Annotated in this window: 11 protein-coding genes and 1 tRNA gene; 9 read left to right on the forward strand and 3 right to left on the reverse strand. The window is 65.8% G+C overall.

Annotated elements, in window-relative coordinates; all coding sequences use genetic code 11:
- On the reverse strand, window positions 1–682 hold a 682-nt coding region (locus tag ACLP9N_RS07870; protein WP_442406864.1), incomplete at its 3' end, for a TetR family transcriptional regulator.
- Between the two features lie 130 nt (window positions 683–812).
- Between ACLP9N_RS07870 and ACLP9N_RS07875 the strand changes: the two genes are divergently transcribed.
- Window positions 813–1,370 (forward strand): TetR/AcrR family transcriptional regulator C-terminal ligand-binding domain-containing protein, encoded by a 558-nt coding sequence (locus tag ACLP9N_RS07875; protein ID WP_442406865.1) that lies wholly within the window; start codon window positions 813–815, stop codon window positions 1,368–1,370.
- Between the two features lie 18 nt (window positions 1,371–1,388).
- Here the strand turns inward: ACLP9N_RS07875 and ACLP9N_RS07880 are convergent, their stop codons facing one another.
- Window positions 1,389–1,535, reverse strand: a complete 147-nt coding sequence (locus tag ACLP9N_RS07880; protein ID WP_442406866.1) for a hypothetical protein — start codon at window positions 1,533–1,535, stop codon at window positions 1,389–1,391.
- Window positions 1,536–2,068: 533 nt separating this feature from the next.
- Window positions 2,069–2,144 (reverse strand) — tRNA-Arg (locus ACLP9N_RS07885).
- Window positions 2,145–2,258: 114 nt separating this feature from the next.
- On the opposite strand from ACLP9N_RS07885, the gene argS reads away from it, so the two are divergent.
- The 8 genes from argS to rpmE form a co-directional block, all read left to right on the forward strand.
- A complete protein-coding gene (argS, locus tag ACLP9N_RS07890) occupies window positions 2,259–3,911 on the forward strand; it encodes an arginine--tRNA ligase (RefSeq protein WP_442406867.1) in 1,653 nt (550 codons plus the stop codon).
- Window positions 3,908–5,326, forward strand: coding sequence for a diaminopimelate decarboxylase (gene lysA, locus ACLP9N_RS07895; protein ID WP_442406868.1), 1,419 nt, complete (start codon window positions 3,908–3,910; stop codon window positions 5,324–5,326). The genes argS and lysA overlap by 4 nt, the downstream gene beginning before the upstream one ends.
- Window positions 5,327–5,329: 3 nt before the next feature.
- Window positions 5,330–6,655: a homoserine dehydrogenase gene (locus ACLP9N_RS07900; RefSeq protein WP_442406869.1), complete on the forward strand. Its 1,326-nt coding sequence runs from the start codon at window positions 5,330–5,332 to the stop codon at window positions 6,653–6,655.
- Entirely contained in the window at window positions 6,652–7,734 is a 1,083-nt protein-coding gene (thrC, locus tag ACLP9N_RS07905) for a threonine synthase (RefSeq protein ID WP_442406870.1), read from the forward strand. The genes ACLP9N_RS07900 and thrC overlap by 4 nt, the downstream gene beginning before the upstream one ends.
- Window positions 7,734–8,669, forward strand: coding sequence for a homoserine kinase (gene thrB / locus ACLP9N_RS07910; protein ID WP_442406871.1), 936 nt, complete (start codon window positions 7,734–7,736; stop codon window positions 8,667–8,669). Before thrC ends, thrB begins: the two co-directional genes overlap by 1 nt.
- A 337-nt stretch (window positions 8,670–9,006) precedes the next feature.
- The gene (gene rho, locus ACLP9N_RS07915) at window positions 9,007–10,791 is read left to right on the forward strand and encodes a transcription termination factor Rho (RefSeq protein ID WP_442406873.1); all 1,785 of its coding nucleotides are present in this window, start codon (window positions 9,007–9,009) and stop codon (window positions 10,789–10,791) included.
- 20 nt (window positions 10,792–10,811) lie between these two features.
- Window positions 10,812–12,380: a fatty-acid--CoA ligase FadD1 gene (fadD1, locus tag ACLP9N_RS07920; RefSeq protein WP_442406872.1), complete on the forward strand. Its 1,569-nt coding sequence runs from the start codon at window positions 10,812–10,814 to the stop codon at window positions 12,378–12,380.
- A 167-nt stretch (window positions 12,381–12,547) separates the two neighbouring features.
- Window positions 12,548–12,684, forward strand: a 137-nt coding sequence (gene rpmE / locus ACLP9N_RS07925; protein WP_442406874.1) for a 50S ribosomal protein L31, incomplete at its 3' end; no start/stop codon positions are given.

The following is a 12,684-nucleotide window of genomic DNA, read 5'->3' on the forward strand; positions in this document are numbered from 1 at the left end:
TCGCCAAGTCCGCCCGTTTGAGCAGTTCTTCGGCCGAAAGGTCCGGTTCGTCGTGCGTGTACTGCTGCGCTGTGCGAGCGACGAACTGCTCAACGTAGGGCGCTAACTGCGCCGGAACGATCGCGCGCGTGATGAACAACCAGGCTTGGGATGTTTGAACGAGGACATCTTCTTCGGTCACGTCTGACAGTAAGAGGGTGCCCAGCCCGATGGCCCAGATTGTGCGGCCTACTTGGTCTGGGTTGAGATCGTCGAGGAGATCACCGTCGGCGATGGCCTTGTTGACCGCGCTGACAATAACCGGCAGCCGTCGGGGGTAAGTTGCCCGTCCGGCGGCGCTGACCTGGCTCAATGCCTGCTCGAGCAGGTGTCCGACCCGAACCCGTTGGTCATGCTTGACCATGTCTGCCACGACGAAGGTAGCGCGGATGTGGTTCTCCAGCGCCCGTGATGTGGTGCTGCGCAGGATGGCATCCTGAATTCGGGCGTCGGCCTCGTCGATGATCGCGGTGGCCACAGATTCCTTGGTTGGGAAGTGGTAGTAGAACGCGCCCTTCGTGATTCGGGACCGGTCGATGATGTCGGTCAGTCCGGTCTCGCCGTAACCGACCTCGTCGAACAGGTCGACGGCGGCATCGATGATCCGCTGCCGCGTCGCCTCGGCCCTGGCCTGGACTGCCATGACCTGACCCCCCGACTCGGATATCACCATATTTTGACGATGACAAATCTAACGACCTCGTTAGTATGGCAGGCACTGCCGCCCTGAGCCAGAAATGCCGCAGCGTTCTCCTTGACGGTTAAATGAGGCTGTGGAAGAGGCAGCACAGTCGCAGCGGCAGGCGATTCGTGACGCGGCGCTGGATGAACTTGTAGCCAGGGGCATCGACGGCTTCACCGTCGAGGGCGTCGCCAAGCGGGCCGGTGTCGACCCGAGGGTGATCATCCAGATGTGGCACGATCGCCGAGTGCTGCTGATGGAAGCCCAGCTCAGCGTCGCCCGCGAGCACGCTCCGACTCCCGACACGGGAAGCCTGCGCGCAGACCTCCTGGCCCTCACGGAGTCACTGGCTGAGCTGGCCAAGACGCCGCAGGGGCGGGCGTGGTTCCATCGGCTTCTTCCGGCGGGCGGGGACGCCGACTTGTCCGAAGTCCGATCCGACTTCTGGCAGGCCCAGTTGAACGAAGTCGCGCCGATTCTGCAGCGGGCCGCCGAGCGCGGCGAGTTACGCGACGGCATCGACCATGCAGATGCGATGCGGATGTTCAGCGCCGCTGTCTATTACGACGTGATCTTCGCCGATACCCCCGTTAGACCCGAATACGCCGCCCTGGTACTCGACATCTTCATCCACGGCATCACCCGGTAGGAACTCACCGGCTTGGGGTCAGCTCGCCTTCGGAGCACCGGCCAGGTGGTCGAACCGGGCCTGTAGCTCGGCAATGATCGCCTCACATCTGGCGGTGTTCCAGCCGCTCAGCCGGTCGATGGGCGGGAAGTCCGCACCGCACCAGTAAGAGACGCACACGTTCACTACATAAGGAATGCAACCGTACCCTATCCGGCACCGACCGGGCCGGTGTGATCGGTTGGGCCGTTCTCCGGGGAAACGCCCGGCGGGCCGGGCGCTCGCTGCAAGCGGAACACTAACGGGGAAGTAGACGAATCACCCGCCTGCCAACACGGCAGAAGATCATCGCCTCATCTTGTTTGCGGCACAGGCATTTGAGGTTGGACGGGTATCGCGTTAGCACCTTCGCGCGTTGAGGCCCCCCACCTGTGCCGCCGCGCCGGGTGCCCGCCGTGGCCCTGTGCGTGCCGCTGAGCCGCCAGCGCCGCCGCCCTGGTTGTAGGTGGGTGCCGACAGCCGGTCAGTGTCGACACCGGCCAGCACCGGTCAGGGCCGCGCCGGATCGGCCCGCCTGGACAACCAGTGACAGCCGGTGACCAGCTCCCAGCAAAATCCGTCCGGCACCGGACGAACGCAGCTAACGCCAGACGCTAGGGACCCGTAGGGACCGGCCCCTCTCAGCAGCCCCGAAAACATGCCCTGACCTGCGGAAATACTGGTGCCCCCGGCAGGATTCGAACCTGCGGCCTTCTGCTCCGGAGGCAGACGCTCTATCCCCTGAGCTACGGGGGCGCACGGACAACATGCTGCGCCATTGGGCCCCGATAGACTAACCCATCGTGGTGACCGCTCGGCCACCGCAATGGATTCGGGGCGGGAACACTTCAGACCATAGGATGGACGCTCGTGACCCCCGCCGACCTGGCTGAGCTGCTCAAAAGCACCGCATCCGCGGTGCTGGCCGAGCACGGCCTCGACGTGTCCGCGCTGCCGCAGACTGTCACGGTAGAGCGTCCGCGGAATCCCGAGCACGGCGATTACGCCAGCAACCTGGCGTTGCAGCTGAGCAAAAAAGTCGGCGTAAACCCGCGTGAACTGGCCGGATGGCTTGCCGAGGCACTGGCGCACGCCAACGGCATCGCGGGCGCAGAAGTGGCCGGGCCGGGCTTTATCAATATGCGGCTGGAGGCCTCGGCGCAGGCCACGATCGTCAACACCGTCCTCGATGCCGGCACAAGGTTCGGCAGCTCTGGCGACTTGGCCGGACACAAGATCAACCTCGAATTCGTCTCGGCCAACCCGACCGGGCCGATCCACATCGGCGGCACTCGCTGGGCCGCCGTCGGCGACGCGCTGGGCCGGTTGCTGTCCACTCAGGGCGCCGACGTGGTGCGCGAATACTATTTCAACGACCACGGCGCCCAGATCGACCGGTTCGTCAGCTCGCTGATCGCCGCCGCCAAGGACGAGCCCATCCCGGCCGACGGCTACGCGGGCAGCTACATCACCGACATCGCCGCGCAGGTACTAGAGAAGGCGCCCGACGCGCTGAGCTTGCCCGAAGCCGAGATGCGGGAGACCTTCCGCGAAATCGGTGTCGACTTGATGTTCACCCACATCAAGGAGTCGTTGCACGAGTTCGGCACCGACTTCGACATCTACACGCACGAAGAGTCGATGCACACCAGCGGCCGTGTGGACCAGGCCATCGCCCGGCTCCGCGAGACCGGCAACATCTACGAGAAGGACGGCGCAACTTGGTTGCGCACCAGTGCTTTTGGTGACGACAAGGACCGCGTCGTGATCAAAAGCGATGGCAACCCGGCCTATATCGCTGGTGATCTCGCGTATTACCTGGACAAGCGGCAACGCGGCTTCGACTTGTGCATCTACATGCTCGGTGCCGACCACCACGGCTATATCGCCCGCCTCAAGGCTGCGGCCGCGGCGTTCGGTGACGACCCGGCCACCGTCGAGGTGCTCATCGGGCAGATGGTCAACCTGGTGCGTGACGGCCAACCGGTCCGGATGAGCAAGCGGGCCGGCACCGTGATCACGCTCGACGACCTGGTCGAGGCGATCGGCGTCGACGCCGCGCGCTACAGCCTGATCCGCTCATCCGTGGACACCGCGATCGACATCGACTTGGCGCTGTGGTCCTCGGCGTCGGACGAAAACCCGGTCTATTACGTGCAATACGCGCATGCCCGGCTGTCGGCGCTGGCCCGCAACGCCGCCGAACTCGGCCTGATTCCCGACACAAACCACCTCGAGCTGCTCAGCCACGACAAAGAGGGCACGCTGTTGCGCACCATCGGCGAATTCCCGCGGGTGCTCGAAACCGCGGCGTCCCTGCGCGAACCGCACCGGGTATGCCGCTACCTGGAGGACCTCGCCGGTGACTACCACCGGTTCTACGACTCGTGCCGCGTTTTGCCGCAGGGCGACGAGCAGCCGACCGATCTGCACACCGCGCGTCTGGCGCTGTGTCAGGCGACCCGTCAGGTGATCGCCAACGGCCTGCAGATCCTCGGCGTCAGCGCCCCGGAGCGAATGTGAACGCCCATCCCGCCGGCCCCCGGCACGCCGAAGAAAGCCGTCACCCAAGCGGCCCGCCGCGCCCACAGTCGGCCGAAGAGCTACTCAGGCTGGCGCCGAATGTCTGGCCCCGCAACACGACTCGCGACGACAGCGGAGTGGCCGGCATCGCTGGCGTCAAGCTGACGGACCTCGCGCACGAGTACGGCACCCCGCTGTTCGTCATCGACGAGGAAGACTTCCGTGGTCGCTGCGCAGAGATGGCCGCCGCATTCGGCGGCGGCGCCCACGTGCACTATGCCGCCAAGGCCTTCGTGTGCAGCGAAATCGCGCGCTGGATCGACGAAGAAGGCCTTTCGCTGGACGTGTGCACCGGCGGGGAGCTGGCCGTCGCATTGCACGCCGACTTCCCGCCGGAGCGGATTGCCTTGCACGGCAACAACAAATCGGTCGCAGAGTTGACCGCTGCGGTCAAAGCCGGAATAGGCCACGTCGTGGTGGACTCGATGACCGAAATCGAACGCCTCGACGCCATCGCCGGCGAAGCGGGCATCGTCCAGGACGTCATGGTGCGCCTCACTGTTGGCGTGGAGGCCCACACCCACGAATTCATCTCCACCGCACACGAAGACCAGAAATTCGGGTTGTCGGTGGCCAGCGGCGCGGCGATGGCGGCCATCCGGCGGGTATTCGCCACCGATCACCTGCGACTGGTCGGGCTGCACAGCCATATCGGCTCGCAGATCTTCGAGGTCGACGGCTTCGAACTTGCCGCGCATCGGGTCATCGGCCTGCTGCGCGAGATTGTCGGCGAGTTCGGCCCCGAAAAGACGGCGCAGCTATCGACCGTGGATCTCGGTGGTGGACTGGGCATCTCGTATCTACCGCCCGACGATCCGCCACCGGTAGCCGAGCTGGCGGCCAAGTTGAGTGCCATCGTGAGCAACGAATCGGCCGCCGTGGGACTGCCGGCGCCCAGGCTGGTCGTCGAACCCGGGCGCGCCATCGCCGGGCCGGGCACCATCACGCTCTATCAGGTCGGCACCGTGAAGGACGTCGACGTGAGCGCCACGGCGCACCGGCGATACGTCAGCGTCGACGGCGGCATGAGCGACAACATCCGCACCGCGCTCTACGACGCGCAGTACGACGTCCGGCTGGTCTCGAGGACCAGCGACGCACCCGCGGCAGCGGCGCGTATCGTCGGAAAGCACTGCGAGAGTGGCGATATCGTCGTGCGTGACACCTGGGTGCCCGACGACCTGCGGCCCGGCGACCTCCTCGGGGTGGCCGCTACCGGCGCCTACTGCTATTCGCTGTCGAGCCGTTACAACATGGTTGGCCGTCCCGCTGTGGTGGCGGTGCGCACTGGGCAGGCCCGTTTGATCCTGCGCAGGGAGACGGTCGATGATCTGCTGAGTTTGGAAGTGAGGTGAACAGTGCCCGGTGACGAAAAAGTAGTCGGTGTTGCGGTACTCGGGTTGGGCAACGTCGGCAGCGAAGTTGTCCGCATCATCGAGGACAGCGCGGACGATCTCGCGGCCCGCGTCGGCGCCCGGCTGGTGCTGCGCGGCATCGGAGTGCGCCGTGTCGCCGCCGACCGCGGTGTGCCGGTCGGCCTGCTCACCGACAACGTCGAAGAACTCGTCTCCCGCGAAGACGTCGACATCGTCGTGGAGGTGATGGGACCGGTCGAGCCGTCCCGCAAGGCGATCCTGTCCGCGATCGAGCATGGCAAGTCCGTCGTTACGGCGAACAAAGCCCTGTTATCCGTATCTACCGGCGAACTGGCCCAGGCCGCTGAAAACGCCCATGTGGACCTCTATTTCGAGGCGGCGGTGGCGGGTGCCATCCCGGTAATCCGGCCGCTCACCCAGTCGCTGGCCGGCGACACGGTGCTGCGGGTGGCCGGCATCGTCAACGGCACCACCAATTACATCCTTTCCGAGATGGACAGCACCGGAGCGAGCTATGACGCGGCTCTGGCCGACGCCAGCGCCCTGGGCTATGCCGAGGCCGATCCCACCGCCGACGTCGAAGGCTATGACGCCGCGGCTAAGGCCGCGATCCTGGCATCGATCGCCTTCCACACCCGGGTGACCGCCGATGACGTCTATCGCGAGGGCATCACGAAGATCACCCCGGCCGACTTCGCGTCCGCTCGGGCCTTGGGCTGCACCATCAAGTTGCTGTCCATCTGTGAGCGCATCACCACCGACGATGGTCGGCAACGGGTTTCGGCGCGGGTATATCCGGCATTGGTGCCCTTGTCGCATCCTCTTGCCACGGTCAGCGGAGCGTTCAACGCCGTGGTGGTCGAGGCCGAAGCGGCTGGGCGGCTGATGTTCTACGGCCAGGGCGCCGGCGGAGCCCCCACCGCCTCGGCAGTCACCGGCGACCTGGTGATGGCCGCCCGTAACCGGGTTCTGGGCAGCCGCGGGCCAAAAGAGTCCAAATACGCCGAACTGCCCATCGCACCAATGGGTTTCATATCCACCCGCTATTACGTCAGCATGAATGTCGCCGACACCCCCGGCGTATTGTCCTCGGTGGCAGCGGAATTCGCCAAGCGCGAGGTGAGCATCGCCGAGGTTCGCCAAGAGGGCGTGGTGGACGAGGGTGGCCGACGGGTGGGAGCCCGCATCGTCGTCGTCACCCACCACGCCACCGACGCCGCGCTCTCCGAAACCGTCGATGCGCTCGCCGACTTGGATGTCGTGCACGATGTCGCAAGCGTGCTGCGACTGGAAGGAAACGACGAATGAGCGTTCCGCGGACGGCCATCCACCAACCGTGGCCGGGGGTGATCGCGGCCTACCGTGACCGGCTACCGGTGGCCGCGGATTGGACCCCTGTCACCCTGCTGGAGGGCGGTACTGCGCTGATCCCGGCGGCGAGACTCTCCGAACGGACCGGCTGCACGGTCTACCTCAAGGTCGAGGGCCTCAACCCCACCGGCTCATTCAAGGACCGGGGCATGACGATGGCGGTCACCGACGCGGTGGCGCGCGGTCAGCAGGCCGTGTTGTGCGCCTCGACCGGAAACACCTCGGCATCGGCGGCGGCCTACGCGGCGCGCGCCGGCATCACCTGCGCGGTGCTGATACCGCAGGGCAAGATCGCGATGGGCAAGCTCGCGCAGGCGGTTATGCACGGCGCCAAGATCATCCAAATCGACGGCAACTTCGACGACTGTCTGGAACTCGCACGCAAAATGGCCGCCGATTTCCCGACGATCTCGTTGGTCAACTCGGTCAACCCGGTGCGCATCGAGGGCCAGAAAACTGCGGCGTTCGAAATCGTCGACGTGCTGGGCGCCGCGCCGGACGTGCATGCCCTTCCGGTCGGCAACGCGGGGAACATCACCGCCTACTGGAAGGGATACACCGAGTATCACCACGAGGGTGTGATCGACAAGCTGCCCCGGATGCTGGGCACCCAGGCGGCAGGCGCGGCGCCCCTGGTACACGGCGAACCGGTGAGCCACCCCGAGACCATCGCGACCGCGATCCGCATCGGCGCACCGGCGTCGTGGACGGCGGCCGTGAAGGCGCAGCAGCAGTCCAACGGTCGGTTCCTGGCCGCCACCGACGAGGAGATCCTGGCGGCCTACCACTTTGTGGCCAGCGCCGAAGGCGTCTTCGTCGAACCCGCTTCGGCCGCCAGCATCGCGGGCCTGCTCAAGGCCATCGACGACGGCTGGGTGGCGCGCGGATCGACGGTGGTGTGCACGGTGACCGGCAACGGCCTGAAGGATCCTGACACGGCGCTGAGGGACATGCCGCAGGTGTCCCCGCTGCCGGTGGATCCGGTGCTCGTCGTCGAAAAGCTGGGGCTCGTTTGATGCTGCCCGCCGGCCTCATGGCCACCGCCGTGGTATCGGCGTCGAGCGCCAACCTCGGCCCGGGATTTGACAGCATCGGTCTGGCATTGAGCCTGTGCGACGAGATCGTCGTCGAGACAACGGATTCCGGCTTGGTTGTGGTGGTCGACGGTGAGGGCGCCGACCAGCTACCGCGAGGCCCCGAACACCTGGTGGTGCGCGCCGTCCAGCACGGGCTGCAGGCCGCGGGGACCAGCGCCGGCGGTCTGGTGGTGTGCTGCCGCAACGTCATCCCGCATTCCCGTGGTCTCGGGTCCTCCGCGGCGGCCGTGGTCGGTGGCCTGGCCGCAGCCAACGGCCTTGTCGCGCAAACAGATTCGACGCCGCTCAGCGAATCTCAACTGATTCAGCTGTCGTCGGAGTTCGAGGGCCACCCCGACAACGCGGCGGCTGCGGTGTTGGGCGGTGCCGTGGTGTCGTGGACCGACCGAAGCGGTGATCGGCCCGGCTATTCCGCGGTGCCGCTGCGGCTCCATCGCGATATCCGTTTGTTCCTTGCGATTCCCGAAGAGCGCTCCCTGACCGCGGAGACCCGGGTGCTGCTGCCCGCCCAGGTCAGCCACCAGGAAGCGCGGTTCAACGTCAGCCGTGCCGCGTTACTGGTGGTGGCGCTCACCGAACGACCCGATCTGCTGATGGCGGCCACCGAAGATGCGCTTCATCAGCCTCAACGTGCCTCGATGATGCCGGCCTCCGCGGAATATATGCGGCTGTTGCGGCGTTATGGCGTGTCAGCGACGCTTTCCGGGGCAGGTCCTTCGCTGATAGCACTGACTACAGAGGCGGAGTTGCCGCGGGAAGCGCTGGAGTACGGTCCCGCAAACGGATTCAGCATCACCGAGATGACTGCCGGCGACGGAGTTCGCTGGAGCCCGGGAGTAACAGTTCCAGGCTGATCGGTAACGTTGCGGGAGGGGTTGCTTGCTTCCGACCCGGAAGCGGGCTATCCTCGGACCCGTCCAGCAATCGCAGCATACGCATCTGCACAAATATTGCCTTGCCGCTAGGACAACTACCAAATTCTTCTCGTGAACGAGGTTCGCCGCTTGACCGCCGATCCCGGCGATCACCGTCGCAGAGTCGATGATTGGGCGCACTCGGCGAATTGGCTGAATGCAACGAACCCCTTATCTGAAGTGATCAGCAGGGGAAGAAAGGAAATCCGTGACTGATACGGACCTCAACGTCATCACGGCTGACGAAAGTACCGACGGCTATCAGCTGTCGGACTCCGTGACCACAAACAATCAAGACGCCCAAACCACGGCTTCGGTGGACAAGGGGGTGGACAAGGGGGCGGGCTCTCTGTCCACCATGGTGCTGCCCGAACTGCGCGCGTTGGCCAATCGAGCCGGCGTCAAGGGGACGTCGGGCATGCGTAAGAACGAACTCATTGCCGCGATTCAGGAGACCAGGGGACAGGGACAGGCCAACGGCGCGTCCACCACCCACGCTCCGTCAGCGCAAAGCCACGACGAATCCGCTCCTGCGCCAAGCTCTGACGCAGCGGCGGCCCAAGGGGAACAGAACGATTCGGCTAATTCAGGGGCCGAGGGGCCGCGCCGGGAACGACGCGGCGCATCCCGCGAAGCGGGGTCGACCACACGGTCCGACGAGGACACGCCCGCCGAGAAGACTGAGAACCGCCGCGGTGCCCAACAGGGCACCAAGACCGACGAGCGCGGATCGGACGGGGGCGGCGACCAGAGCGGGGACCAGCAAGGCTCGGGCGGCCAGCAGGGCCGCGGCTCGAATCAGCAAGATGACGACGGCGAAGGCCGTCAAGGCCGGCGAGGCCGCCGGTTCCGCGATCGCAGGCGCCGCGGTGAGCGGTCGGGCGAGGGTGGCGAAACCGAACTCCGCGAGGACGACGTCGTCCAGCCGGTAGCCGGCATTCTTGACGTCCTCGACAATTACGCCTTCGTGCGCACCTCCGGCTACCTGGCCGGCCCGCACGACGTCTACGTGTCCATGAATATGGTGCGCAAGAACGGCTTGCGCCGCGGTGACGCGGTAACCGGTGCGGTTCGGGTGCCCAAGGAAGGCGAGCAGCCCAACCAGCGGCAGAAGTTCAACCCGCTGGTACGGCTGGACAGCGTCAACGGTGGACCGGTCGAAGACGCCAAGAAGCGGCCCGACTTCAGCAAGCTCACGCCGTTGTACCCCAACCAGCGGCTTCGTCTGGAAACCACGCCGGACCGGCTGACCACGCGGGTCATCGACCTGATCATGCCGATCGGCAAGGGCCAGCGCGCGCTGATCGTGTCGCCGCCCAAGGCGGGTAAAACGACGATCCTGCAGGACATCGCCAACGCGATCACCAAAAACAACCCGGAATGCCACCTCATGGTCGTGCTCGTCGACGAGCGCCCCGAGGAGGTCACCGACATGACGCGTTCGGTCAAGGGCGAGGTCATCGCTTCGACGTTCGACCGGCCGCCGACAGACCACACGGCGGTCGCCGAGCTGGCGATCGAGCGTGCCAAGCGGCTCGTCGAGCAGGGCAAGGACGTCGTAGTGCTGCTGGACTCGATCACCCGCCTGGGCCGCGCCTACAACAACGCGTCGCCGGCGTCGGGCCGCATCCTGTCCGGCGGTGTCGACTCCACCGCGCTGTACCCGCCCAAGCGTTTCCTGGGCGCCGCGCGCAATATCGAGGAAGGCGGATCGCTGACCATCATCGCCACCGCGATGGTCGAGACCGGCTCCACCGGCGACACGGTCATCTTCGAGGAGTTCAAGGGCACCGGTAACGCCGAGCTCAAGCTGGACCGCAAGATCTCCGAACGCCGGGTCTTCCCCGCCGTCGACGTGAACCCGTCCGGCACCCGTAAGGACGAGCTCTTGCTCTCACCCGACGAGTTCGGCATCGTGCACAAGCTGCGCCGTGTGCTGTCGGGTCTGGATTCCCACCAGGCCATCGACTTGCTGATGTCGCAGCTGCGCAAGACCAAGACCAATTACGAGTTCCTGGTCCAGGTGTCCAAGACGACACCGGGTTCCATGGACAACGATTAGCACGACTAGCCTTACCAGCCGTGCCGGAGACGCTTCAGCAACTACTTCGTGAGCGGTTGGACCAAGACACGACGGCGCTGAAGTACGGCGATCGGGTCTGGAGCTGGCGTGATCACCTGGCCGATGCGACCGGCACCGCCGCCGCGTTGATTGGCATCGCGGATCCGGATCGGCCCCTGCATGTCGGCGCGCTGCTGGGCAACACCCCCGAGATGCTCACCGCCATGGCGTCGGCGGCGCTCGGCGGCTATGTGCTGTGCGGAATCAACGACACCCGACGAGGCGAAGCGCTGGCCAGGGATATTCTGCGTGCCGACTGTCAGATCCTGCTCACCGACCCGGCGCACAAAGAGTTGCTGGACGGTCTCGAACTACCCGGCGTCCAGGTGCTGGACGTGTCCAGCGAGTCGTGGTCGGCCCTGCTCGCCGATGCTGGTCCGCTGACCCCATACCGCGAGGTCGCGCCTACCGATACCTTCATGATGATCTTCACCTCGGGGACCAGCGGTGAGCCCAAGGCGGTGCAGGTCACCCACCTGGTCGTGCTGTTTGCCGGCATGTCGCTCATCGAGCGGTTCGAGGTCGGTGGCACCGACGTCTGCTATCTGTCGATGCCGCTGTTTCACTCCAACGCGCTGCTGGCCGGCTGGAGCGTGGCGGTGGGCGCCGGCACGGCCATGGTCCCCGCCACGTTCTCGGCATCGGGCCTGCTTCCCGATCTGCGCCGGTACGGCGCCACCTACATGAACTACGTCGGCAAACCGCTCGCGTACGTGCTGGCCACGCCCGAGCAACCCGATGACCACGACAACCCGTTGCGCGTCGCGTTCGGCAACGAGGCAAGCGATCGCGATATCGCGGCGTTCAGCAGCCGTTTCGGTTGCACGGTGTGGGACGGTTTCGGCTCCACCGAGGGCGCGATCATCATCACCCGGGAAGACGGTTGCCCGCCGGGATCGCTGGGCCGGGGCTTTCCCGGCGTCGGCATTTACAACCCGGACACGCTGGCCGAGTGTCCCGTGGCCACGTTCGGCGCGGACGGCGTCCTGACCAATGCCGACGAAGCGATCGGGGAGCTGGTCAACACGACGGGTGCGGGCATGTTCGCCGGCTACTACAACGACCCGGAGGCCACCGGCGCACGCGTTCGGCACGGCATGTACTGGTCGGGCGACCTCGCCTACCGCGACGCCGACGGGTGGATCTATTTCGCCGGCCGCAGCGGCGATTGGTTGCGCGTGGACGGGGAGAACATGACCACGGCGCCCATCGAACGGATCCTGCAGCGGTTGACGCCCATCAGCCAGGTCGCGGTGTATGCCGTGCCCGACGAAAACGTCGGTGACCAGGTGATGGCCGCGATCGTGTTGGCCGATGGCGCCGAACTGACGCCCGAGGAGTTCGGCGGTTTCCTGGCCGAACAGCACGACTTGTCGCCCAAGGCGTGGCCCCGCTACGTCTGGCTGGCCGATCGGCTGCCGACCACCGCGACCAACAAGATCCTCAAACGAGAACTGATCGCCCGCGGCGCGACCCCCGAAGGCGGTGTGCTCTGGATGCGCAACGGGCGAAGCAGGGCCTACACGTAGCGCGCCGTTTGCACGGGAATGCCGGGGCGCATCTCGGTGTTTGGGCTGGTGTGGGTTGACCTGGCATAATCGACGGTCGACCACTTCCGAACCAGTCCAGGTTCGCGGAGCTAATGTCCCCCCGCCGGATCGAAGACGGCGGGCGGCAGACGATCGAAGAGGACATCATGAAAGCTGAGATTCACCCCGCGTACGAAGAGACCACAGTGCTCTGCGGTTGCGGCAACACCTTCCAGACCCGCAGCACCAAGCCGGGCGGTCGCATCGTGGTCGAAGTCTGCTCGCAGTGCCACCCCTTCTACAC

The organism is Mycobacterium sp., assembly GCF_052144515.1.
In the GTDB taxonomy this organism is placed as follows: Bacteria; Actinomycetota; Actinomycetes; order Mycobacteriales; family Mycobacteriaceae; genus Mycobacterium.